The organism is Streptomyces sp. NPDC002958, assembly GCF_055563255.1.
The window spans coordinates 134,706-159,624 of the sequence record NZ_JBVHDS010000008.1; the positions used below are offsets into that span (position 1 = coordinate 134,706).

Sequence of the window (24,919 nt, forward strand, 5' to 3'; positions counted from 1 at the left end):
TGATGGCACGATGGATGGAACGGAGGAGTGCTCGGCCGCACGCCTCCGGGCCGGCAAGGCGGACCGACCAAGGGTGTGATCAGTCGTGGCCATTTCACTGTCTGTGGTGCTTCTGTTGGCGATCATCCTGGTGGTCCTGATCCGAAATGGCTCCATCAAGGCCGGACCCGCGATCGTCGCGGTGCTCTTCGGCTTCTTCCTGGCATCGACCGGCATGGCGCCGTCGATCAGCAGGTTCATGAACTCGATAGCCGAGACCATCAACCAGATCACCTTCTGACAGATCACCTTCTGACAGATCACCTTCTGACTGATCCGGCTGATCCGGCTGAGCCGATCTGGCCCGGGTTCGCACCGGCGTCGGCGCTCCGGTGCGAGACCGGCCCCGACGGAGCCTGTCAGGGCGAGGACAGAAGGCGGACAAGACGCGAAAGGCCCGGTTCGACGAGGAATTCGTCGAACCGGGCCCAAGCATGGAGCGGGCGACGGGAATCGAACCCGCGTAGCTAGTTTGGAAGACTAGGGCTCTACCATTGAGCTACGCCCGCAAGCATCGCACCGCAGGCCCGGAGGCCAACGGCACGGGGATCATCGTAGCGGGTCGCGGGCACTGCCCGCACACCCGATTGCGGTCACCGGGTGTCGCGTTCGGTGCCGCCCGCGCAAAGTGACGGATGCACCGCGTTTCTGCATGTACCCTACGTGTCGCACCGACGGGGTGTGGCGCAGCTTGGTAGCGCGTCCGCTTTGGGAGCGGAAGGTCGTCGGTTCGAATCCGGCCACCCCGACCACCGGCAAGATCAAGGACCATCCGCGAGATCACGGACCATCCGGGAGATCGCGGACCACCGGCACGATCGCATTGTGGGAGTCCGTCTCCTTGCCGTTACTATGCAAAATGCGTGCCCGTGTGTCTGATGTACCGGGCTCGGTCCGCGAAGCCGCCTCCCGTGCGGCGGAGCAGAACCCCAAGAAGTCAGCCACAAGGAGACCGAACCGTGAAGAGCGCCGTGGAGACCCTGAACCCGACCCGGGTTCGGCTCACTGTCGAGGTGCCCTTCGAGGAGCTCAAGGACAGCCTCGACGCGGCGTACAAGAAGATCAACCAGCAGGTCACGGTGAAGGGCTTCCGCAAGGGCAAGATCCCCGCCCGGGTCATCGACCAGCGGTTCGGCCGCGGTGCGGTGCTGGAGGAGGCCGTCAACGACGCCCTCCCGAAGTTCTACACCGAGGCCGTCAACGAGGGTGAGCTCAACGTCCTCGGTCAGCCCGAGGTCGACATCACCGAGCTGAAGGACGGTGAACTGCTGGCCTTCACCGCCGAGGTTGATGTACGCCCCGAGATCGAGATTCCGGACTACTCCGGCATCGAGGTCACCGTCGACGCCTTCGAGGTCAGCGACGAGGACGTCGAGAAGGCCGTGGAGCAGCTCCGCGAGCGCTTCGCCTCCACCAACCCGGTCGAGCGCGCCGCCGCCGAGGGCGACGTCGTGACGATCGACCTGGAGGCCAAGGTCGACGGCGAGGTCCTGGAGGACGGCGTGGCCGAGGGTGTCTCGTACACCATCGGTTCCGGCGAGCTCCTCGACGGCATCGACGCGGCCGTCACCGGCCTGGAGGCGGGTGGCGAGGCCACCTTCACCTCCGAGCTGAAGGGCGGCTCGGCCGAGGGCAAGGAGGCCGAGGTCACCGTCAAGGTCACCGCGGTCGCCGCCCGTGAGCTCCCCGAGCTGGACGACGAGTTCGCCCAGATGGCGAGCGAGTTCGACACTCTCGACGAGCTGAAGGCGGACAGCCGCAAGCGCCTCGAGAACACCAAGCAGTTCGACCAGGCCACCCAGGCCCAGGAGCGCGTCCTCGACGAGCTGCTGAAGCTGGCCGAGGTCCCGATCCCGGAGAAGCTGCTCGCGGACGAGGTCCAGACCCGCAAGCACAACCTGGAGCACCACCAGCTCGGTCAGATGGGTCTGACCCTCGACAAGTACCTGGAGATCCAGGGCAAGACGGTCGAGGAGTTCGAGGCCGAGACCTCCGAGCAGGCGATCAAGGGCATCAAGACCCAGTTCATCCTGGACGAGCTGGTCAACAAGGAGAAGCTGAACGTCAACCAGGAGGAGCTCACCGAGCACCTCATGCGGCGCGCCGCTTCCTCCGGCATGAGCCCCGACCAGTTCGCCCAGGCCGTCGTCGAGGGCGGCCAGGTGCCGATGCTCGTCGGCGAGGTCGCCCGCGGCAAGGCGCTGGCCGTGGTCGTCGAGGCCGCCAAGGTCGTCGACACCAACGGTGAGGCCGTCGAGCTGGAGGACGACGAGGAGGAGGCCATCGAGACGGTCGAGGTCGCCAACGGCTCCGCCGAGGCCGTTACCGACGCCGCCTCCGAGGCCGCCGAGGTCGCCAAGGAGACGAACGAGGCCTGAGCCTCGCGCTGAACCCGTACGACGGGCTCCGGACGCTCAGCGTCCGGAGCCCGTCGTCGTATGGCGTACGGTGCCCCACAACCCTTGTGCGGACTGCGGAGCTTGCGCTCCCAGCGAACAGTTGCGGAAGCGGGATGGCGTTGTCCTACCTGCGCGTTAGGGTCCATGAATAGGAAGGGCAGGGGAGTCCCCGCCCACCCGGTACGAAGACGCTGAGACGGCCGGAGCCGTCAGAGACGAGCAGGTGGATACGTGACGAATCTGATGCCCTACGCCGCCGGAGAGCCGTCCCCCGGTGGAGGCCTCGGTGACCAGGTCTACAGTCGACTGCTCGGCGAGCGCATCATCTTCCTCGGTCAGCAGGTCGACGATGAGATCGCCAACAAGATCACGGCGCAGCTGCTTCTCCTTGCCGCCGAGCCGGACAAGGACATCTACCTCTACATCAACAGCCCCGGCGGTTCGGTGACGGCCGGCATGGCGGTCTACGACACCATGCAGTACATCCCGAACGACGTGGTCACCATCGGTATGGGCATGGCGGCCTCGATGGGCCAGTTCCTGCTCACCGGCGGCACCGCGGGCAAGCGCTTCGCGCTCCCGAACACCGACATCCTCATGCACCAGGGTTCGGCCGGCATCGGCGGTACGGCCTCGGACATCAAGATCCAGGCCCAGTACCTGCTGCGCACCAAGCAGCGGATGGCGGAGATCACCGCCCGCCACTCCGGCCAGACGGTCGAGACGATCATCCGCGACGGCGACCGCGACCGCTGGTACACCGCGGAGGAGGCCAAGGAGTACGGCCTCATCGACGAGATCATCACGATCGCATCGGGCGTTCCGGGCGGCGGTGCCCCGCGCACCTCTCGTACGCCGAGACACCCAGCCACAGAACGCCACCAGGATGGTGAACACCCACATGAACAACTTCCCCGGCGCCTCCGCGAGCGGCCTCTACACCGGCCCGCAGGTGGACAACCGCTACATCGTGCCGCGCTTCGTGGAACGCACCTCGCAGGGCGTGCGTGAGTACGACCCGTACGCGAAGCTCTTCGAGGAGCGCGTGATCTTCCTCGGCGTGCAGATCGACGACGCCTCCGCCAACGACGTCATGGCGCAGCTGCTGTGCCTGGAGTCGATGGACCCGGACCGCGACATCTCGATCTACATCAACAGCCCCGGCGGCTCGTTCACCGCGCTCACCGCGATCTACGACACGATGCAGTTCGTGAAGCCGGACATCCAGACGGTCTGCATGGGCCAGGCGGCCTCCGCCGCGGCCGTGCTGCTCGCCGCGGGTACGCCCGGCAAGCGGATGGCGCTCCCCAACGCCCGTGTACTGATCCACCAGCCGTCCTCGCAGACCGGCCGTGAGCAGCTCTCGGACCTGGAGATCGCGGCCAACGAGATCCTGCGGATGCGGACCCAGTTGGAGGAGATGCTGGCCAAGCACTCCACCACGCCGATCGACAAGATCCGCGACGACATCGAGCGCGACAAGATCCTGACCGCCGAGGACGCCCTCGCCTACGGTCTCGTCGACCAGATCGTGTCGACCCGCAAGCAGGCGACCACGGCAGTCTGACGTCGGCCTTCACCCCTTGGCACGGCGGGTTCACGCGGTCTCGGCCGTGTGAACAGTGCCAAGGGGGGCCCGAACGGGGGGCAAGGCAAGGTACCGTCGGATAGAGGCACCAGGAGCCGCTGAACCAGGCTGCTCCCAGGCGAAGGGGAAGCACCTCGTGGCACGCATCGGTGATGGCGGCGACCTGCTCAAGTGCTCGTTCTGCGGAAAGAGCCAGAAGCAGGTGAAGAAGCTCATCGCGGGACCCGGTGTGTACATCTGCGACGAGTGCATCGATCTCTGCAACGAGATCATCGAGGAGGAACTCGCGGAGACCTCCGAGGTGCGGTGGGAGGAACTCCCCAAGCCGCGCGAGATCTACGAGTTCCTCGAGGGGTACGTCGTCGGGCAGGAGCCCGCGAAGAAGGCCCTCTCGGTCGCTGTGTACAACCACTACAAGCGGGTCCAGGCGGGCGAGAACGGCGGCGCGCAGGGCCGTGACGACGCCATCGAGCTGGCCAAGTCCAACATCCTGCTGCTGGGCCCCACAGGCTCCGGCAAGACGCTTCTCGCGCAGACCCTGGCCCGTATGCTCAACGTCCCGTTCGCCATCGCCGATGCGACGGCGCTGACGGAGGCCGGCTATGTCGGCGAGGACGTCGAGAACATCCTGCTGAAGCTGATCCAGGCCGCGGACTACGACGTCAAGAAGGCCGAGACCGGGATCATCTACATCGACGAGATCGACAAGGTCGCCCGCAAGAGCGAGAACCCGTCGATCACCCGTGATGTCTCCGGCGAGGGCGTCCAGCAGGCCCTGTTGAAGATTCTGGAGGGCACCACCGCCTCCGTGCCGCCGCAGGGCGGCCGGAAGCACCCGCACCAGGAGTTCATCCAGATCGACACGACGAATGTGCTGTTCATCGTGGGCGGTGCCTTCTCCGGTCTGGAGAGGATCATCGAGTCGCGGGCGGGGGCCAAGGGCATCGGCTTCGGCGCGACGATCCGCTCCAAGCGGGAGATCGAGGCGAGCGACCAGTTCCAGGAGGTCATGCCGGAGGACCTGGTGAAGTTCGGGATGATCCCGGAGTTCATCGGCCGCCTGCCCGTCCTCACCTCGGTCCACAACCTGGACCGCGAGGCGCTGCTCCAGATCCTCGTCGAGCCGCGCAACGCGCTGGTGAAGCAGTATCAACGACTCTTCGAACTCGACGGTGTCGAGCTGGACTTCGACCGCCCGGCCCTGGAGGCCATCGCCGACCAGGCGATCCTGCGCGGCACCGGCGCGCGTGGCCTGCGGGCCATCATGGAAGAGGTCCTCCAGTCCGTGATGTACGAGGTGCCGTCCCGCAAGGACGTCGCCCGCGTCGTCATCACGGCGGACGTCGTCCGCAACAACGTGAACCCGACCCTGGTCCCGCGCGAGCCGCGCACCATCGGCAAGGGCGACGACGGGCGGCACGAGAAGTCCGCGTAGCGGTTGGCGGATACACATACGGAAGGGGCGCCCGGCCAGTTGGACTGGCCGGGCGCCCCTTTGCCGTTCCGTGTGCGCTACTTGACCTCGACGCGGACGTCGTTGCGAAGCTTGGCCGCATTGTTGGCAACGTCGTCCATCGACTTGCTCTTACCGGTCATGAGGTCGGCCATGTCGATATCGATGACCACGGCAACAGTGCTGTGGTCGCCCCAGATACAGAAGGGCATGGTGGTGGCCTTGCCGGTGGTGGCGCTGGCCGGGGACTTGGATTCCTGGCACTTGAGGACGCCGTTCTCGAAACCGGCCGGGCTGAACGACTTCGGGCTGCCGACCAGCTCACCGTCCTTCTTGTCGCCCTTGGCGGACTGTTCCTTCATCTTGCCGAACATGGCATCGACGACGGCCTCGGGGTCGTCGATCGTGCCGTAGGCGCCGCCGAACGACAGGATCTTCTGGGAGGCTGCCTCACCGGAGGTGTAGCCGGCCGAGGCCTGCTTGGCGTTCTTCACTCCCCACTTCTCGAACTCCTCGACGTCGTCCGACGTCAAGGAGTTGTTGTTCTTGTCCGGGCTCTTCTTGTACGTGCCGTCGATCACCGTCTCCGGCGTCGTCAGCTTGTACGTCTTGCCGTCGTCAGCGACCGAGCTGCCGCCGACGTCCGTGAGGAGGAACACCCCACCCGCGATGACCGCCAGCGCCACGACCGCGCCGCCGATGATCAGGCCGGTCTTCTTCTTCGGCTGAGCCGGGGGGAACGGGGGCTGGCCGCCGTACTGGGGCATGGGCGGCTGCTGTCCGTAGGGGCCCGGCTGCTGGGCCTGCGGGAAGCCGTCGTAGCCCGGCTGGGGCTGCTGCTGAGGGGTTTGCTGCGGGTACCCGTAACCGGGCTGGCCCTGGGGCGGCTGGCCGTACGGTCCGGGCTGGCCCTGGGGCGGCTGCTGGCCGTACGGTCCGGGCTGGCCCTGGGGCGGCTGCTGGCCGTACGGTCCGGGCTGGCCCTGCGGCGGCTGCTGGCCGTACGGGCCCGGCTGGTTGTAGCTCATCTACGGTGTCCCCTGTTCGGAATGCTTATGCGTTCCGAACATCCTGACGGAAGGTCCACCTGCATGGAGCATCCGGAGTCACACCGTTACTGGACAATCTCGTTTCAGTGCACGACTGTGACGGCCCTAAACTGTCCCCCGTGACCGAGAACACTCAGCAGACGCCAGCCAGCAACCCCGAACTGCCGACCCAGTACGCACCGGCCGAGGTAGAGGGGAAGCTGTATGAGCGCTGGGTAGAACGTGGTTACTTCGAAGCCGACGAGCACAGCGAGAAGCCGCCGTACTCCATCGTCATCCCGCCGCCGAACGTCACGGGCAGCCTGCACCTGGGACATGCCTTCGAGCACACGCTGATCGACGCCCTCGTGCGCCGCAAGCGCATGCAGGGTTTCGAGGCGCTGTACCAGCCCGGCATGGACCACGCAGGCATCGCCACCCAGAACGTCGTCGAGCGTGAGCTCGGCAAGGAGGGCAAGTCCCGCCACGACCTGGGCCGCGAGGCCTTCGTCGAGCGTGTCTGGAAGTGGAAGAACGAGTCCGGCGGCCAGATCTCCGGCCAGATGCGCCGACTCGGCGAGGGCGTCGCCTGGTCCCGTGAGCGCTTCACCATGGACGAGGGCCTGTCCACCGCCGTCCAGACCGTCTTCAAGAAGATGTACGACGACGGGCTGATCTACCGCGCCGAACGCATCATCAACTGGTGCCCGCGTTGTCTGACCGCGATCTCGGACATCGAGGTCGAGTACCAGGACGACGACGGCGAGCTCGTGGCCATGACGTACGGGGAGGGCGACGACACCATCGTCGTCGCCACGACCCGCGCCGAGACGATGCTCGGTGACACCGCGGTCGCCGTCCACCCCGACGACGAGCGCTACAAGCACCTGGTCGGCAAGCAGATCAAGCTGCCGCTGACCGACCGCACGATCCCCGTCGTCGCCGACCACCACGTCGACCCGGAGTTCGGCACCGGCGCCGTCAAGGTCACTCCCGCCCACGACCCGAACGACTTCGAGATCGGCAAGCGCCACGACCTGCCGTTCCTCACGGTCATGGACGAGCGCGCCGTCATCACGGTCCCCGGCCCCTTCGAGGGTCTCGACCGCCTGGAGGCCAGGTCCGCCATCGTCGGCGCGTTGCGCGCCGAGGGCCGGATCGTCACCGAGAAGCGTCCGTACCTCCACTCCGTCGGCCACTGCTCGCGCTGCAAGACCACCATCGAGCCGCGATTGTCCCTCCAGTGGTGGGTCAAGGTCGCCCCGCTCGCCAAGGCGGCCGGTGACGCCGTCCGCGACGGCAGCGTCAAGATCCACCCGCAGGAGATGGAGAAGCGGTACTTCGACTGGGTCGACAACCTCCACGACTGGACGATCTCGCGCCAGCTCTGGTGGGGCCACCGCATCCCCGTCTGGTACGGCCCGAACGGCGAGGTCGTCTGCGTCGGACCGGACGACGAGGTCCCTACGGGCGAGGGCTGGACGCAGGACAGCGATGTCCTGGACACCTGGTTCTCCTCCGGCCTGTGGCCGTTCTCCACGCTCGGCTGGCCGGAGCGGACCGACAGCCTCGCGAAGTTCTACCCGAACTCCGTCCTCGTCACCGGCTACGACATCCTCTTCTTCTGGGTCGCCCGGATGATGATGTTCGGTCTGTACGTGAACGACGGCACGCCGCCGTTCGAGACCGTCGTCCTGCACGGCATGGTCCGCGACGAGTACGGCAAGAAGATGTCGAAGTCCTTCGGCAATGTCGTCAACCCGCTGGACTGGATGGACAAGTACGGCTCCGACGCCCTGCGCTTCACCCTGGCGCGCGGTGCCAACCCGGGCGTCGACGTCCCGATCGGTGAGGACTGGGTCCAGGGCTCCCGCAACTTCGCCAACAAGATCTGGAACGCCACCCGCTTCGCGCTGATGAACGGCGCCACGGTCGAGGGTGAGCTGCCGCCCGCCGAGCAGCTGTCGGTGACCGACCGGTGGATCCTGTCGCGGCTCAACAAGACCGTCGCCGAAGTCGACGCGTTCTACGACGACTTCCAGTTCGCCAAGCTCAGCGAGGCGCTCTACCACTTCGCGTGGGACGAGGTCTTCGACTGGTACGTCGAGCTGTCCAAGACCACGTTCTTCGCGGGCGGCGAGCAGGCCAAGGTCTCCGGCCGGGTCCTCGGCGAGGTCCTCGACGTGATGCTGCGGCTGCTGCACCCGGTCGTCCCGTTCGTCACCGAGACGCTCTGGACCACGCTCACCGGCAAGGAGTCCGTCGTCATCGCCGACTGGCCGGCCGACAGCGGCTTCCGCGACGACGCCGCGGAGCAGGAGATCGCACTCGTCCAGCAGGTCGTCACCGAGGTCCGCCGGTTCCGCTCCGACCAGGGCCTCCAGCCCGGCCAGAAGGTCCCGGCCGAGCTCAGCCTCACCGGCACCGTGCTCGCCCCGCACGAGGCGGCCATCCGCCAGGTGCTGCGCCTGCAGCCCGCCGGTGACGGCTTCCACGCCACCGCGTCGCTGCCGGTCGCGGGGGCCACGGTCGCCCTCGACCTGTCCGGCACGATCGACGTCGAGGCCGAGCGCAAGCGCCTGACGAAGGACCTGGGCGCCGCCGAGAAGGAGAAGGCACAGGCCAACGGCAAGCTCTCCAACGAGGCGTTCCTCGGCAAGGCCCCGGACAACGTGGTCGACAAGATCCGCGGCCGGCTCGCCAAGGCCGAAGCGGACATCGAGCGGATCACCAACCAACTGGCGAACCTGCCGCAGGGCTGATCACCCGCTGAGGGCGAAGCCCCCGTCCTCCCGCTGCCGGGAGTACGGGGGCTTCGCCGTTCCCCGCGCCCGCTCAGGAGTCCTGCCACAACGGGCGCTGCGCACGATGTCCGTGCCCATCCGTAGACTGGGCCTCGTGAGTGAGCCCCGCCCTTCCGACCGGCACGACGCCTCCGATCCCGACGAGACCTTCGCGGAGATCGTCGACGAAGCGACCCAGCGCGACCCCGACCTGGCGGTGATCGAGGCCGGGAGCCGTACGCTGCGCACCCGCTCGGGACCGCCGCAGGGCCAGGACGTCCCCGTCCGCCCCGCCGACCCCGAGGTGGACAAGGCGCTGCGCGCGGTGGAGCAGGAGCTCGCCGGACGCTGGGGCGAGACCAAGCTGGAGCCCTCCGTCACGCGCATCGCCGCGCTGATGGATGTGCTCGGCGAGCCGCAGCGTGCGTACCCCTCGATCCACATCACCGGGACCAATGGCAAGACGAGCACGGCCCGCATGATCGAGGCGCTGCTCGGTGCCTTCGATCTGCGTACCGGCCGCTACACCTCGCCGCACGTCCAGTCGATCACCGAGCGGATCAGCCTGGACGGCTCCCCGATGGACCCCGAGCGGTTCATCGAGGCGTACCAGGACATCAAGCCGTACGTGGAGATGGTCGACGCCCAGCAGCCGTACCGGCTCTCCTTCTTCGAGGTGCTGACGGGCATGGCGTACGCGGCCTTCGCCGACGCGCCGGTCGATGTCGCCGTCGTCGAGGTCGGCATGGGCGGCAGCTGGGACGCGACGAACGTCATCGACTCCTCGGTCGCCGTCGTCACCCCCATCTCGCTGGACCACACCGACCGGCTCGGCGCCACGCCCGCCGAGATCGCCGGTGAGAAGGCCGGGATCATCAAGCAGGGCGCCACGGTCATCCTGGCGCAACAGCCGGTCGACGCCGCGCAGGTCATGCTGAAGAAGGCTGTCGAGGTCGACGCCACGGTCGCCCGCGAAGGCATGGAGTTCGGTGTCGTCTCCCGCGAGATCGCCGTCGGCGGCCAGCTGCTGACGCTGCGCGGCCTGGGCGGGGAGTACGAGGAGATCTTCCTCCCCTTGTACGGCGCCCACCAGGCGCACAACGCGGCGGTGGCGCTCTGTGCCGTGGAGGCGTTCTTCGGGATCGGCGCCGAGCGGCCCGGCTCACTCGACATCGACACGGTCCGCCAGGCCTTCGCCTCGGTGATCTCGCCGGGCCGCCTCGAAGTGGTCCGCAGCAGCCCGACCGTCGTCCTGGACGCGGCTCACAACCCGGCGGGCGCCCGCGCCACCGCCGACGGGCTCTCCGAGGCTTTCGGCTTCTCCCGGCTGATCGGTGTGGTCGGCTCCAGCGGCGACAAGGACGTCAAGGGGCTCCTCGAAGCCTTCGAGCCGATCTTCGCCGAGGTCGTCATCACCCAGAACTCCAGCGGCCGCGCGATGGACGCCGACGAACTGGCCGCCGTAGCGGTCGAGGTCTTCGGCAACGACCGCGTCCAGGTCGAACCGCGTCTCGACGACGCGCTGGAGGCGGCGATCACCCTCGCCGAGGAGGAGGACGAGTATGCGGGCGCCGGCGTCCTGGTGACCGGTTCCGTGATCACGGTCGGCGAGGCCCGACTGCTCCTGGGAAGGTACTGACCGAAGTGCGTACGCTCTGTGCATCGACGCTGATCGGCGAGTTCTTCGTGATCGGTTTCGCCGGCCTTGTCGCGATGAAGTCCGACGACCTGACGACCACCATGGTCTGGACGGTCTGCGGCATCGGCATGCTGCTGTCCGTGCTGCTCTGCGGGTTGATCACCCGCCCCGGCGGGATACAGCTCGGCTGGGCGCTGCAGATCGCCCTGGTGCTGAGCGGCTTCGTCGTCCCTACGATGTTCGTCCTCGGCGTGATCTTCGGTGCCCTGTGGTGGGCCTCGGTGCACTACGGCCGAAAGATCGATGAGGCGAAGGCCCGTTGGGCGGCCGCGCAGGAGTCGGCCGAGGCCTCGGCCGGTGGCTGATCCCGCGCCCCGTGGCCAAACCCGGCCGCAGGTTCTTCCCCGTACCCCTGTAGCCTCGCTTCACCGCACCCCCATGCCTGCAAGGAGCCGCACACCATGACCCAGCGCACCCTCGTTCTCCTCAAGCCCGACGCGGTCCGGCGCGGACTGGTCGGCGAGATCGTCGGGCGGATCGAGCGCAAGGCCGACTGGCGGATCACCGCGCTGGAGCTGCGGACCCTCGACCGCGCCACGCTGGAGCAGCACTACGCCGAGCACGTCGGCCGCCCGTTCTACGAGCCGCTCGTCGAGTTCATGCTGTCCGGTCCGGTCGTGGCGCTGGTCGCCGAGGGCGAGCGGGTCATCGAGGGCATCCGTACACTCGCAGGCCCCACCGACCCGATCGCCGCCGCGCCCGGCTCCATCCGCGGTGACTTCGGCACGATCACCCGGGAGAACCTCATTCACGCCTCGGACTCCGAGGAGTCCGCAGAGCGAGAACTGAAGCTTTTCTTTCCGGGACTTTTCTGACCCCGGATCAGCCGAACAGCGCTCATGACCGGGGGCGACCGAATTAATTCGGTCGCCCTTCGGCATAGGGTTCCGGATCGCGGGAACGCATCACTCCGACGTAACGTCACCATGAGTGGAACGACCACCCGTTCCGCCCACAAAGGCGAAGGACCCTCGCGCGGTGTTCGTGCATACGGCACTACGATGGAATCTTCCACGCCCGCAGCGCTCACCTCGCCGACCAGAACAAGCCATCATCGCTTTATTGGAAGGCCCGACGCATCCTCATGGGGAACAAGGGGAACTCAATGTCGTTCATCGGCCGTGACATGGCTATCGACCTCGGGACTGCCAACACGCTGGTGTACGTCAGGGGGCGCGGCATCGTTCTGAACGAGCCGTCCGTCGTGGCCATCAACACCAACACCGGCGGCATCCTGGCGGTCGGTTCCGAGGCCAAGAAGATGATCGGGCGTACACCCGGCAACATCGTTGCCGTACGGCCCCTGAAGGACGGCGTGATCGCCGACTTCGAAATCACCGAGCGGATGCTCCGTTACTTCATCCTGAAGATCCACAAGCGCCGCTACCTGGCCCGCCCGCGGGTTGTCGTCTGCGTGCCCTCCGGCATCACCGGGGTCGAGCGACGCGCCGTCATCGAGGCCTCGACGCAGGCCGGCGCGCGCCAGGTGCACATCATCGAGGAGCCCATGGCGGCGGCCATCGGTTCCGGTCTGCCGGTCCACGAGGCCACCGGCAACATGGTCGTCGACATCGGTGGCGGCACCACCGAGGTCGCGGTCATCTCGCTCGGCGGAATCGTCACCGCCCAGTCGATCCGGGTCGCCGGTGACGAGCTGGACAACGCGATCATCCAGCACATCAAGAAGGAGTACTCGCTCCTCCTCGGTGAGCGCAGCGCCGAACAGATCAAGATCACGATCGGTTCGGCGTACGACATGGACAAGGACGAGCACACCGAGATCCGCGGCCGCGACCTGGTCTCCGGGCTGCCCAAGACCGTGGTCGTCTCGGCCGCCGAGGTCCGCAAGGCCATCGAGGAGCCGGTCAACTCCATCGTCGACGCCGTGAAGACCACGCTCGACAAGTGCCCGCCGGAGCTCTCCGGTGACGTCATGGACCGCGGCATCGTCCTCACCGGCGGCGGTGCGCTGCTGCGCGGACTGGACGAGCGGCTGCGCCGCGAGACCGGAATGCCGATCCACATCGCGGAGGACCCGCTGGACTCGGTGGCGCTCGGATCCGGCAAGTGCGTCGAGGAGTTCGAGGCACTCCAGCAGGTGTTGGACGCCCAGCCCCGCAGGTAGACAGCACGCCCGGCCCGCAGATAGACAACACATCGGTCTGCTGTGCGGACGACTGCCACTCCGTACGGCCGATCGTTGATATACAGGCACGAACATTCCGACGAGGAAGGCACGGCCGCCGCACGTGAGGGACACACGAGAGAGCCGGCTGCTCCTGGTACTGCTGATCGCCATCGCATTCGCATTGATCACGGTGGACATCCGCGGCGGCGAGGAGTCACCGGTGGACGGCGCCCGGCGGGCCGCCGCCACGGTCTTCGGGCCGGTCGAGAACGGCGTCGCGGCAGCTGTCGACCCGGTGGGCAACGCCATAGGGGCGGTACGCGACTCCGGTACACGGCACAACCGGATCGCCGAGCTGGAGCAGCAGAACGCCGCGCTCAAGATGAAGCTCGGCAGCGACGACCGGAACAACAGCCGGGTCCGCGAGCTGGACCGGATGCTGAAGAAGTCGGCCGCCGGACAGTACGGCATCAAGGCCGCCGAGGTCATTGCCATAGGAGCGGCCCAGGGCTTCTCCTGGACGGTCACCATCGACGCGGGCTCCAATGACGGCATCAAGCGTGACATGACCGTCATCAATGGTGACGGACTCGTCGGCCGGGTCAGCACCGTCGGACCGGACACCGCCACGGTGCTCCTCGCCAACGACCCCGATTTCACCGTCGGCACCCGTATGGAGAAGACCGACGAACTGGGCTTCGCCACCGGGCAGGGCTCCCAGCCGCTGTCCGTCCAGTTCCTCAACGGCAAGGCCAAGGTGAAGAAGGGCGATCGTCTGGTCACCTTCGGCTCCAGCAAGGACAAGCCGTTCGTGCCCGGCGTACCGGTCGGTGAGGTTGTCCGCGTCGACCCGTCGGGCGGCGGCCTGACCCGTACCGTCTACGTCCGCCCGTACGTCGGATTCTCCAGGCTCGACATCGTCGGCATCGTCGTCCAGGCCCCGCGCGAGGACCCCCGCGACATGGTCCTGCCGAAGCAGCCGGCCAAACCCGCAAAGCCCAAGCCCACCCCGACCGTGACTGTCACGATCTCGCCCAACGGCGACATCGTCGACACCGAAGGCAATGTCGTCGGGAACATCAACGAGAGTCCGGACCCGAGCGAGAGTCCGGGCCCCAGCGGAAGCCCGGACCCCAGTGGCAGTCCGAACGCCACATCGAGCGTCGACACCGCGGTAGACGAGTAGAGGCAGAGCTGATTCCCATGCGCTTGAACCAGACTCTGCTCTCCATCGTCCTGGTCGTGGTCGCTCTTGTCGTCCAGGTCACCGTGCTCTCCCGCCTCCAGCTCCCCGGCGCCGTGCCCGACCTGATGCTCCTCGTCGTCCTCGGTCTCGCCTTCGTGTACGGGCATGTCAGCGGCGCTCTCATCGGCTTCGGCGCGGGACTCCTCGCCGACCTGGCACCGCCCGCCGACCACGCCGCCGGACGCTACGCACTGGTCCTCTGCGTCATCGGCTACCTCGCCGGACTGGCCAAGCCGGAGATCGGGCAGCTCAAATCGGCCCTCGTCCCGATGGTCGCGGTCGTCGCCGCGGCGATCGGCTCGACCCTGCTGTACGCGCTCGTCGGCGCACTCGTCGGGGACACGGCGGCCCTTCATGTGGGCCTCGGCAGCCTGCTGTTCACCGCCGCCGTCTACGACCTGCTCCTCGCGCCGTTCGTCGTCCCCCTGGTCATGGCGATCGCCCGACGCACGGTGAACGACCCGCTCGCCGACTCCTCCGGCAACGGCGACGTCGCCGCGGGCTGGCTGACCTCCGGCACCGGACTGCGGATCGGCAGCCAGCGCGGCGGACTGCGCATCAAGGCCGCCCGAAACCGGGCGTCACGCGCCGGACGGACCAAGGGAGTCAAGCGACTGTGAGGCGGCACCACAGGGGGCACACCCCTCGCACCTCCGGCCCGACCACCACCGGGGGCGCCCCGTGAGCAATATCCCCGAGACCGGCCGGACCCAACGGGTCCAGATCCGTCTGGTCGTCATCCAGGTCCTCGTCTTCTCCCTGCTGCTCACCCTCGGCGGGCGCCTCTGGTACCTCCAGATCCGCAACGGCCAGGAGTACAGCGACGAGGCGATGAGCAACCACGTCCAGCAGGTCATCCAGCCCGCAGTCCGAGGCTCCATCCTCGACGCGCGCGGCGTGCCCCTCGCCGACAACGAGACCCGCCTGGTCGTCTCCGCCAACCGCACCGAGCTGATGAAGATGGAGGACGACGGAAAGAGCGTCCTGACCCGGCTCGCCGATGTCCTCGACATGAAGCCCAAGGAGGTCCTCGACAAGGTCCGGCTCTGCGACGCGAAGACGCCGCAGCCCTGCTGGAACGGTTCGCCGTACCAGCCGATCCCGGTCACCGACGAGGCCACGACCCAGCAGGCCCTCCAGATCCGCGAACGCGCCGAGGACTTCCCGGGTATCACCGCCGAGCCCACCGCCGTACGCCGCTACCCCGCGCCCGGCAAGGCCAACACCGCCCAGGTCCTCGGCTATCTCTCGCCCGTCACCGACGAAGAGATCACCAAGGCCCAGGACACCGAATCGCCGTACCTCCGCTCCGACCAGGTCGGCCGCTCCGGCCTGGAGCGCACCTACGACAAGGAACTGCGCGGCAAGGCCGGTGTCACCCGCTACGAGGTCGACAACCTCGGCCGGGTCATCGGAGAGGCGAAGAACGACAAGGAGGAGCCCGGCTCCAGCGTCGTCACCTCCATCGACGCCCGGGTCCAGGCCGTCGCCGAGTACGAGCTCAACGAGGCCATGAAGACGGCCCGTCAGTCGTTCGACAAGAACACCGGCGAGAACTACAAGGCCGACTCCGGCGCCGTCGTCGTCATGGAGGCCAAGACCGGCCGCGTCGTCGCGATGGCCTCCCTGCCGAACTACGACCCCAACTCCTGGGTCGGCGGCATCTCCGCCAAGGAGTACGCCGAGCTCACCGGCAAGAATTCCAACTTCCCGCTGCTGAACCGGGCGATCCAGGGCCAGGCCGCCCCCGGCTCGATCTTCAAGGTCGTCTCCTCGACCGCCGCGGTCAACGCCGGCTATCCCTTCGACGGCAACTACCCCTGCCCCAGCTCGTACAACGTCGGCGGCCAGGTCTTCAAGAACTTCGAGTCCCAGAGCTACGGCTCCATCACCATCGGCCGGGCCCTCGAAGTCTCCTGCGACACCGTCTACTACGGCATCGCGCACAAGGAGTGGCTGAAGGACGGCGGCATCAACCCGAAGAAGCACCCCAAGGACTGGTTCTACAAGACCGCCCACCAGTTCGGCCTCGGCAAGGAGACCGGCATCGACCTCCCCAACGAGGTCACCGGCCGCGTCCCCGACCGCAAGTGGAAGCAGGACTTCTACAAGGCGAACAAGGACGCCTGGTGCAAGCAGGGCAAGAAGGACGGCTCGTACGTCGAGCAGATCGCGTACGAGAACTGCCTCGAAGGCAACAAGATGCGCGCCGGTGACTCCGTCAACTACTCGATCGGACAGGGCGACACCCTCGTCACCCCGATCCAGATGGCCACCATCTACGCCGCGATCTCCAACGGCGGCACGCTCTACGACCCCACCGTCGGCAAAGCGATCGTCAGCGGCGACGGCCAGAGCGTCGAGGAGATCAAGCCCAAGTCGCACGGCAAGCTGCCCTTCACGCGCAAGACCCGCAACGAGATGGACGAAGCCCTCGCGGGCGTCGCGACCCGTGGCTCGGCCGCCTGGCGATTCGGCGGCTGGCCGCAGGACAAGATCCCGATGCACGCCAAGACGGGTACGGCCGAGGTCTACGGCAAGCAGACGACCTCCTGGTTCGCCACGTACACCAAGGACTACTCGATCGTCATGACGATCTCCCAGGGCGGTACGGGCTCCGGCGCGTCCGGGCCCGCCGTGCGCAACATCTACGACGCCCTCTACGGTCTCGACGACTCCGGAAAGCAGGACCTGAAGAAGGCGCTGCTGCCCACCCCGCAGAAGTCCCTGCCGAAGATCCAGCAGGACGGCTCGATCGACGCCCCGGAGATCAAGCCGTACGACCCCGACTCGCAGAAGACCCCGGAGGATCAGACCCTCGCGGCAGTGCTCGGGAGGCGCGACTGATGGCCGGCTTCTCCGTCTCGCGGTACGCCCCCGAACGCTCCGCCTGGGGCAAACTCACCGCCCGCGACTCCGTCGTACGCAGACTCGACTGGCCGCTGCTCGGGTCCGCGATCGCGCTCTCCTTCATCGGCTCGCTGCTGGTCTGGTCCGCGACCAGGGGCCGTGACTCGCTCACCCACGGCGATCCGTACTACTTCTTCTTCCGGCACGCCCTCAACACCGGCATCGGCTTCGCCCTGATGGTCGGCACGATCTGGCTCGGCCACCGCACCCTGCGCGGCGCCGTCCCGATCCTCTACGGCCTCTCGGTGATCCTCGTGCTGGCGGTCCTCACCCCGCTCGGCGCCACCGTCAACGGCGCCCACGCCTGGATCATCATCGGCGGCGGCTTCTCGCTCCAGCCGTCCGAATTCACCAAAATCACCATCATCCTGATCATGGCGATGCTGCTCGCCGCCCGCGTCGACGCGGGCGACCAGCCCCACCCCGACCACCGGACCGTCGCCAAGGCCCTCGGCCTGGCGGCCGTCCCGATGGTCGTCGTCATGGGGATGCCGGACCTCGGTTCCGTGATGGTCATGGTCGTCATCGTGCTCGGCGTGCTGCTGGCTTCCGGCGCGTCGAACCGCTGGATCTTCGGCCTCCTCGGCGCGGGCACGGCCGGCGCCGTCTCCATCTGGCAGCTCGGCCTGCTCGACGACTACCAGATCGCCCGCTTCGCCGCCTTCGCCAACCCGGCGCTCGACCCGGCGGGCGTCGGCTACAACACCAACCAGGCCCGTATTGCGATCGGCTCCGGCGGCCTCACCGGAACGGGCCTCTTCCAGGGCACCCAGACCACCGGCCAGTTCGTCCCCGAGCAGCAGACCGACTTCGTCTTCACCGTCGCGGGCGAGGAGCTCGGCTTCCTCGGCGCCGGACTGATTCTCGTCCTGCTCGGCATCGTCCTGTGGCGCGCCTGTCGGATCGCCCGCGAGACGACCGAGCTGTACGGCACGATCGTCGCCGCCGGAATCATCGCCTGGTTCGCCTTCCAGGCCTTCGAGAACATCGGGATGACGCTCGGCATCATGCCGGTCGCCGGGCTTCCGCTGCCGTTCGTGTCGTACGGAGGGTCCTCGATGTTCGCCGTCTGGGTAGCCGTCGGACTGCTCCAGTCGATCAGGGTGCAGCGGCCGATAAGTGCCTGATCGGGTGCGGGAGCACTGCCCATCCGCGCGCAACACGTCTAGATTCGGATCATGGCGGACTCGAAGCGTGAGATCGAGCGGAAGTACGAAGCCACTGCGGAAACCCGGCTTCCCGACCTGAGCCGGGTGGCCGGGGTCTCGGCTGTCGCCCACCGGGGTGTCAGGGAACTGGACGCCGTCTACTACGACACCGAGGACCTCCGGCTCGCGGCCGACTCCCTCGCCCTGCGCCGCCGCACCGGCGGTGGCGACGCCGGCTGGCACCTCAAATTCCCGGTTGCCTCCGGTATCCGGGACGAGCTCCAGGAACCGCTCTCCGACACCCTGCCGCGCTCCCTCGCTGTTCTGCTCCGCTCCCGGGTCCGCGACAGCGCACTTGTCCCCGTCGTCCGGCTGCTCAATGCCCGTGACGTCCACCACCTGCTCGACGCCGAGGGCGCACTGCTCGCCGAGGTCAGCATCGACCACGTGCGGGCCGAACGCCTGACCGGCGGCAGCGCCACGGCCGCCTGGACCGAGATCGAGGTCGAACTGGCCGACGACGGCGACCCGGCCTTCCTCGACGCCGTGGAACGCAGGCTGCGCAAGGCCGGTGTCCACCCGTCCGCATCACCGTCCAAGCTGGCCAGGGCGCTCGCCGAGACCGCGCCGGAGCGGAAGGGGAAGCAGGACAAGGGCGTCGGCGGGAAGGCCGGGCAGCCCACCGCGGGTGACCACGTCCTCGCGTACATCCGCCACCAGACCGAGGCGATCATCGCCCTCGACCCCGCCGTACGCCGTGACCTCCCCGACTCCGTGCACCAGATGCGGGTCGCCACCCGCAGGCTGCGCAGCGCGCTGCGGACGTACCGGAAGATCCTCGACCGGAGCGTCACCGACCCGGTGGGCGTCGAGCTGAAGTGGCTCGCCGCGGAGCTCGGTATCGACCGCGATCAGGAGGTTCTCGACGCCCGACTGCGTGCCGGCATCGCCGGTCTGCCGCGCACCCTGATCCTCGGACCGGTCCGAGGCCGGCTCCGGATCCGGTCGGTCGCCCACAGGGGCGGCTCCCGGCGTCGCACGGTCTCCGTACTCGACGGGAAGCGGTATCTCGCACTCCTGGAGAGCCTCGACGCCCTGCTCGCCGGCCCGCCGCTGCTGCCCGCCGCGTCCCGCGCCCCCGAGCAGGCACTGCCCCGCGCCGTACTGAAGGAGTACGCGCGCCTGGCGACCCGCGTCGGCCACGCACGGGAGCTCCCGCCCGGCCACGACCGGGACGTCGCCCTGCACGATGCCCGCAAGGCCGCCAAGCGCGCCCGTTACGCGGCGGAGGCGGCCCGGCCCGCGCTCGGGAAGCCGGCCAAGCGGTTCGCCAAACGGATGAAGGCCGTGCAGACCCTCCTCGGCGACCACCAGGACAGCGTGGTGGCCCGCGACGCCCTGCGCACCCTGGCCGTCCAGGCGCACCTGGCGGGAGAGTCGGCGTTCACCTGGGGACTGCTGTACGGGCGGGAGGAGGCGGCGGCCGCCGCCCGGGAGCAAGAACTGTCCGAGGTGTGGGAGCGGGCGTCGCGCCCGAAGCTGCGGGCGGCGCTGGGAGGCTGAGTATCGGGTTAGGCTTTATGGTCACCCTTGCCGGCTCTCGAAAGTTCGCGATGTCTGTCGATTCGGTCTTCCCACAGCTCGAAGCTCTGCTCCCGCATGTGCAGAAGCCCATCCAGTACGTCGGCGGTGAACTGAACTCCACCGTCAAGCCGTGGGACGAATGCGACGTCCGCTGGGCGCTGATGTACCCGGACGCGTACGAGGTCGGGCTCCCCAACCAGGGCGTCATGATCCTGTACGAGGTGCTCAACGAGCGCCAGGGCGTCCTCGCCGAGCGCACCTACAGCGTGTGGCCGGACCTCGAAGAACTGATGCGCGAGCACAAGGTCCCGCAGTTCACCGTGGACAGCCACCGCCCGGTCAAGGCGTTCGACGTCTTCGGGCTGAGCTTCTCCACCGAGCTCGGCTACACCAACATGCTGACCGCCCTGGATCTCGCGGGCATCCCGCTGGACGCCAAGGACCGCACCGTCGACGACCCGATCGTGCTGGCCGGCGGCCACGCCGCGTTCAACCCCGAGCCGATCGCGGAGTTCATCGACTGCGCGGTCATCGGCGACGGCGAGCAGGCCGTCCTGGAGATCACCGAGATCATCCGCGCCTGGAAGGCCGAGGGCCGCCCCGGCGGCCGCGAAGAGGTGCTCTTCCGCCTCGCGAGGACCGGCGGCGTCTACGTCCCGGGCTTCTACGACGTCGAGTACCTCCCGGACGGGCGCATCGGCCGTGTCGTGCCCAACAGGTCGGGCGTGCCGTGGCGGGTGTCCAAGCACACCGTGATGGACCTCGACGAGTGGCCGTACCCGAAGCAGCCCCTCGTGCCCCTCGCCGAGACCGTTCACGAGCGGATGTCCGTCGAGATCTTCCGCGGCTGCACCCGCGGCTGCCGTTTCTGCCAGGCCGGCATGATCACGCGCCCCGTGCGGGAGCGAAGCATCACCGGCATCGGCGAAATGGTCGAGAAGGGCCTCAAGGCGACCGGCTTCGAGGAGGTCGGACTGCTCTCGCTCTCCTCCGCGGACCACACCGAGATCGGCGAGATCGCCAAGGGCCTCGCCGACCGGTACACCGAGGACAAGATCGGCCTCTCGCTGCCCTCCACCCGCGTCGACGCGTTCAACGTGGACCTGGCCAACGAGCTGACCCGTAACGGCCGTCGCTCCGGACTCACCTTCGCCCCCGAGGGCGGCTCCGAGCGTATGCGCAAGGTCATCAACAAGATGGTCTCGGAAGAGGACCTCATCCGTACCGTCGCCACCGCGTACGGCAACGGCTGGCGCCAGGTGAAGCTGTACTTCATGTGCGGTCTGCCCACCGAGACCGATGAGGACGTCCTCCAGATCGGTGACATGGCGGTCAATGTCATCGCCAAGGGCCGCGAGGTCTCCGGCCAGAACGACATCCGCTGCACCGTCTCCATCGGCGGCTTCGTGCCCAAGCCGCACACGCCGTTCCAGTGGGCCCCGCAGCTCAGCGCCGAGGAGACCGACGCCCGGCTGGCCAAGCTCCGCGACAAGATCCGCGGCGACAAGAAGTACGGCCGCTCCATCGGCTTCCGCTACCACGACGGCAAGCCCGGCATCGTCGAGGGCCTGCTCTCGCGCGGCGACCGCCGTATCGGCTCCGTCATCCGCGCGGTCTACGAGTCCGGCGGCCGCTTCGACGGCTGGCGCGAGCACTTCAGCTACGACCGCTGGATGACCGCCGCCGAGAAGACGCTGCCCGAGTACGGCGTGGACGTCGACTGGTACACCACCCGTGAGCGGAGCTACGAGGAGGTCCTGCCCTGGGACCACCTGGACTCCGGTCTCGACAAGGACTGGCTCTGGGAGGACTGGCAGGACTCGCTCGACGAGACCGAGGTCGAGGACTGCCGCTGGACCCCGTGCTTCGACTGCGGCGTCTGCCCGCAGATGGACACCAGTATCCAGATCGGCCCGACCGGCAAGAAGCTCCTGCCGCTGTCGGTCGTGCAGCAGGCCTGACCCCGTCCGGGTGACGGCTCGGTGACGAAGGCCCGGTCCTGGAGGGGCACCAGGGGTCGTCGCGACACGTGGTCGTGTTGATCAGGCCGCGAGCAGTTCATGCAGGCGCCCGGCCGGGGTTTCCCGGCCGGGCGTTTTGCGTGGGCGGCCCCTGAGCCGTCCGGATCTCCGGATCTTGAAACCCATCGCACCCCCTGAGCCGGGGTGTTGTGACGGCCACTGGAACGGAAGAACCTCCGGACCGGGCCTTCGCGTCATGTACGGCATGGACTACGGCAAGCACTGGGCCCCCGCGCAGTACGAAGCGGGCGGGGGTTGTCTGACCACCCTGATCAGGATTCCGGTACGGATCGTGGTGCTGGTGATCGTCCTGCCCGTACGCATGGTCTGGGACGCCCTGGTGGCGGGCGCCCGTGCCGCCGACCGCATCCTGCTGCGCCCTCTGGGCCGGGCCCTGTCCTGGCTGTTCGCGACACTCGTGGTGATCCCCGCGGTCTGGCTGTACAGAGCGGTGCTCACCACGCTGGGACATGCGCTGCTGTGGCTGGCAGCGGCGGTCTTCGTCTGGCCGTGGGCCGCGCTCTGGCGGTATGCGCTGGTGCCGGCGGTGCGGTACGGGCTCGTGGTGCCGGTGGTGTGGCTGTACGAGGCGGTGCTCACCCCGATCGGACACGGGCTGCGCCGGGTGTACCGCGAGCTGCTCGCCCCTGCCGGGCGGGGGATCGCCGCCGCGGTCGGCCGGGTGCTCACCGCCCTGTTCGTCCGGCCGGTGGTCGGCCTGTGGCGGTACGTCCTGGTGCCCCTCGCGATCGCCGCCGCCTGGCTGGCGGAGCATCTGATCGTACGGCCGCTGGCCTGGGCGTATCGGGAACTGCTCACCCCGCTCGGCCACGGCATCACCTGGCTGCTCGAACTGCTGGTGCGCGGGATCGCGGCCGTCGGACGCGGTCTGTGGGCGGCAATGGTGTGGCTGGTCCTGACACTGCTCGTCACACCGCTCGGCTGGCTGTACCGGCGGGTCCTCGCCCCGGTCGGGCGGGAGATCGCCGCCGCCTTCGGTGTCGCCTGGCGCGTCGCGGGATACATCTCGCGTGCCGTGGGCCGGGCCATCGCCTGGCTGGCGTGGCATCTGGTCGGGGCGCCGGTGACCTGGGTCTGCCGCACGGTGTGCACGCCGGTGGGACATTTCGTACGGGACGCGGTCTGGGTCCCCGCCAAGCGGGCCGCCGTCGAGACGGGGCGCGCGGCCCGGGCGGCGCTGCGCGCGGCGCGCGAGACCGTCGCCCAGGCACGCCGTGACGCATGGCGGGCACTGGTCGGTGGGCCGAGGGCGCCCGAGCCCCGGGAACCGGGGAGCCCCCTTGCGCGTAGGCTGGGTGCTGCACAACAAGCAATGACTGTGCCCAGCGCGGCGCCCGAACCAGAGATCTCCTCGCTCGGAGAGAAAAACGCCGAGCGGGGGTGAGCCGGACCGGACACCCCGGGCCACCCGCATTTCGAGGGCGGCGTGTCACCGCGTCCGCCCCGCACCGAGGAGAAGAACCACTGGGCAAGCGACAGCCCGAAGGTCCGCCGCCCGCACCGGCAGTGCAGCGCATCCGACTGCGCTACACCAAGCGCGGCCGCCTCCGGTTCACCAGTCACCGTGACTTCCAGCGTGCCTTCGAGCGGGCACTGCGCCGCTCCCAGGTGCCCATGGCCTACTCGGCGGGCTTCACCCCGCACCCGAAGGTGTCGTATGCCAATGCCGCCCCCACCGGCACGGGCAGCGAGGCCGAGTTCCTGGAGATCGCCCTCACCGAGGCCCGGGATCCGGCCGTCTTGCGTGAGCTGCTCAACGCCTCGCTCCCGGACGGTCTCGACATCACCGACGCCGTGGAGGCCCGCACCTCGGGTCTCGCCGACCGGCTGACCGCCTCCATCTGGGAGCTGCGTCTCGACGGTGTCTCCACCGAGGAGGCCGTCAAGGCCGTGGCCGCTTTCAACGGGGCGGAGACCGTCGAGGTCCAGCGCCGGGCGAAGAACGGCATGCGGATCTTCGACGCCCGCGCCGCCGTCGTCGATCTGCGGGCCCTTGATCCACAGCCTGATAGGCCCGAGGACAAGCCCTGTGCGATACTGCGGCTGGTTGTTCGGCACGTGACACCTGCCGTGCGACCTGACGACGTCCTGTCCGGTCTCCACGTTGTGGCCGACCTGGCGCCGCCGGTCCCCGCAGCGGTGACCAGGCTGGCGCAGGGGCTCTTCGACGAGGAGTCCGGCACGGTGACCGACCCGCTCGCGCCCGACCGCGAGGCAGCCCCGGCCGCTCCACCCACGGCCACCGGGACCGCCGTCGCGACGGCGCCGGAAGGTGCAGGTTCCGCGTAAGGCGGTCGTTGCAGCGCAGTCCTCTGACTCGGGAGCCACCTGGGTCGGACCGCGCGATGACCCATAAGACTTTCGCCAGGCCGTACGCAGAACGCCTACGGAACCGGCGAGCCAGACATTGAGCTCCCGTGCGGCGCCCGCGCCCCGGACGGCGGTCTCGCGTACATCACGCGGACCGTACCGGACCGGAACCAGACGCGGCGCCCGGGAGCCTGACGGGAGAACTGCCCGCATGCCCCAGCCCAACGAACCCGGCACGACCGGGAACGCCGAAGAGAACAACGCACCCGGAGACAAGCTGCCGCCGCGCCGCAGGCGCCGCGCCGCGTCCCGCCCGGCCGGTCCGCCGGTGGCGGACGCACAGGGTGCCGACGCTCCGGCCATACCGGCCGTTGACGCCGCAGTGTCCGACAGCATCACCGCCGACGCCGAGAGCGTTCCGGCGGCAGAAGCCGCGCCGCCCGCGCGTACCCGTCGCCGTGCCGTGCGCAAGGCGACTGCTCCGGCGGGTGCGCCGCAGGCCGTCGAGGCTGTAGAGATCGTGGAGCCTGCTGCGACCGCTGCGACTGTCGAGGCCGTCGAG

19 protein-coding genes, 2 tRNA genes and 1 pseudogene are annotated in these 24,919 nt (G+C 68.4%); 20 read left to right on the forward strand and 2 right to left on the reverse strand.

What is annotated here, in order from left to right:
• Positions 1-85 precede the first annotated feature (85 nt).
• The gene (locus tag ACZ3IC_RS16900) at positions 86-280 is read left to right on the forward strand and encodes a hypothetical protein (RefSeq protein ID WP_467416925.1); all 195 of its coding nucleotides are present in this window, start codon (positions 86-88) and stop codon (positions 278-280) included.
• 194 nt (positions 281-474) lie between these two features.
• Here the strand turns inward: ACZ3IC_RS16900 and ACZ3IC_RS16905 are convergent.
• A tRNA-Gly gene (locus tag ACZ3IC_RS16905) sits at positions 475-548 on the reverse strand.
• A gap of 166 nt (positions 549-714) precedes the next feature.
• Here ACZ3IC_RS16905 and ACZ3IC_RS16910 point away from each other — a divergent pair.
• From ACZ3IC_RS16910 to clpX, 5 genes and pseudogenes are all read left to right on the forward strand, one after another.
• Positions 715-791, forward strand: a tRNA-Pro gene (locus tag ACZ3IC_RS16910).
• 207 nt (positions 792-998) lie between these two features.
• Complete coding sequence (gene tig, locus ACZ3IC_RS16915) at positions 999-2,417, forward strand: trigger factor (protein WP_467416928.1); 1,419 nt, start codon at positions 999-1,001, stop codon at positions 2,415-2,417.
• Between the two features lie 264 nt (positions 2,418-2,681).
• Positions 2,682-3,272 (forward strand): annotated as a pseudogene (locus ACZ3IC_RS16920) (ATP-dependent Clp protease proteolytic subunit); the annotation flags it as partial.
• Positions 3,273-3,324: 52 nt separating this feature from the next.
• Complete coding sequence (locus ACZ3IC_RS16925) at positions 3,325-4,005, forward strand: ATP-dependent Clp protease proteolytic subunit (protein ID WP_467416930.1); 681 nt, start codon at positions 3,325-3,327, stop codon at positions 4,003-4,005.
• 157 nt (positions 4,006-4,162) lie between these two features.
• Positions 4,163-5,461: an ATP-dependent Clp protease ATP-binding subunit ClpX gene (gene clpX, locus ACZ3IC_RS16930; RefSeq protein ID WP_114244485.1), complete on the forward strand. Its 1,299-nt coding sequence runs from the start codon at positions 4,163-4,165 to the stop codon at positions 5,459-5,461.
• 77 nt (positions 5,462-5,538) lie between these two features.
• Here the strand turns inward: clpX and ACZ3IC_RS16935 are convergent, their stop codons facing one another.
• On the reverse strand, positions 5,539-6,507 hold the full coding sequence (locus tag ACZ3IC_RS16935; protein WP_467416933.1) for a hypothetical protein: 969 nt from the start codon (positions 6,505-6,507) through the stop codon (positions 5,539-5,541).
• 140 nt (positions 6,508-6,647) lie between these two features.
• On the opposite strand from ACZ3IC_RS16935, the gene ACZ3IC_RS16940 reads away from it, so the two are divergent.
• The 14 genes from ACZ3IC_RS16940 to ACZ3IC_RS17005 form a co-directional block, all read left to right on the forward strand.
• Positions 6,648-9,269 carry a valine--tRNA ligase gene (locus ACZ3IC_RS16940; RefSeq protein ID WP_467416935.1) on the forward strand — a complete coding sequence of 874 codons (2,622 nt, stop codon included), beginning with the start codon at positions 6,648-6,650 and terminating at the stop codon, positions 9,267-9,269.
• A gap of 136 nt (positions 9,270-9,405) precedes the next feature.
• Complete coding sequence (gene folC, locus ACZ3IC_RS16945; protein ID WP_467416938.1) at positions 9,406-10,929, forward strand: bifunctional tetrahydrofolate synthase/dihydrofolate synthase; 1,524 nt, start codon at positions 9,406-9,408, stop codon at positions 10,927-10,929.
• Between the two features lie 5 nt (positions 10,930-10,934).
• On the forward strand, positions 10,935-11,294 hold the full coding sequence (locus ACZ3IC_RS16950) for a DUF4233 domain-containing protein (protein ID WP_467416940.1): 360 nt from the start codon (positions 10,935-10,937) through the stop codon (positions 11,292-11,294).
• Positions 11,295-11,390: 96 nt separating this feature from the next.
• The gene (gene ndk, locus ACZ3IC_RS16955) at positions 11,391-11,804 is read left to right on the forward strand and encodes a nucleoside-diphosphate kinase (protein WP_467416941.1); all 414 of its coding nucleotides are present in this window, start codon (positions 11,391-11,393) and stop codon (positions 11,802-11,804) included.
• Between the two features lie 290 nt (positions 11,805-12,094).
• A complete protein-coding gene (locus ACZ3IC_RS16960) occupies positions 12,095-13,114 on the forward strand; it encodes a rod shape-determining protein (protein ID WP_467416943.1) in 1,020 nt (339 codons plus the stop codon).
• A 124-nt stretch (positions 13,115-13,238) separates the two neighbouring features.
• Positions 13,239-14,303, forward strand: a complete 1,065-nt coding sequence (gene mreC / locus ACZ3IC_RS16965) for a rod shape-determining protein MreC (RefSeq protein WP_467416945.1) — start codon at positions 13,239-13,241, stop codon at positions 14,301-14,303.
• Between the two features lie 17 nt (positions 14,304-14,320).
• Entirely contained in the window at positions 14,321-14,983 is a 663-nt protein-coding gene (gene mreD, locus ACZ3IC_RS16970; protein WP_467416946.1) for a rod shape-determining protein MreD, read from the forward strand.
• Positions 14,984-15,044: 61 nt separating this feature from the next.
• On the forward strand, positions 15,045-17,210 hold the full coding sequence (gene mrdA, locus ACZ3IC_RS16975; RefSeq protein WP_467416949.1) for a penicillin-binding protein 2: 2,166 nt from the start codon (positions 15,045-15,047) through the stop codon (positions 17,208-17,210).
• Complete coding sequence (rodA, locus tag ACZ3IC_RS16980; RefSeq protein ID WP_467416951.1) at positions 17,210-18,400, forward strand: rod shape-determining protein RodA; 1,191 nt, start codon at positions 17,210-17,212, stop codon at positions 18,398-18,400. Before mrdA ends, rodA begins: the two co-directional genes overlap by 1 nt.
• Positions 18,401-18,451: 51 nt before the next feature.
• A complete protein-coding gene (locus ACZ3IC_RS16985) occupies positions 18,452-19,984 on the forward strand; it encodes a CYTH and CHAD domain-containing protein (RefSeq protein ID WP_467416952.1) in 1,533 nt (510 codons plus the stop codon).
• A 50-nt stretch (positions 19,985-20,034) separates the two neighbouring features.
• The gene (locus ACZ3IC_RS16990; protein ID WP_467416955.1) at positions 20,035-21,966 is read left to right on the forward strand and encodes a TIGR03960 family B12-binding radical SAM protein; all 1,932 of its coding nucleotides are present in this window, start codon (positions 20,035-20,037) and stop codon (positions 21,964-21,966) included.
• A gap of 265 nt (positions 21,967-22,231) precedes the next feature.
• The gene (locus ACZ3IC_RS16995) at positions 22,232-23,431 is read left to right on the forward strand and encodes a hypothetical protein (protein WP_467417197.1); all 1,200 of its coding nucleotides are present in this window, start codon (positions 22,232-22,234) and stop codon (positions 23,429-23,431) included.
• Between the two features lie 122 nt (positions 23,432-23,553).
• On the forward strand, positions 23,554-24,336 hold the full coding sequence (locus ACZ3IC_RS17000; RefSeq protein ID WP_467416957.1) for a TIGR03936 family radical SAM-associated protein: 783 nt from the start codon (positions 23,554-23,556) through the stop codon (positions 24,334-24,336).
• A gap of 232 nt (positions 24,337-24,568) precedes the next feature.
• A partial coding sequence (locus tag ACZ3IC_RS17005) for a hypothetical protein (RefSeq protein ID WP_467416958.1) occupies positions 24,569-24,919 on the forward strand: 351 nt, incomplete at its 3' end.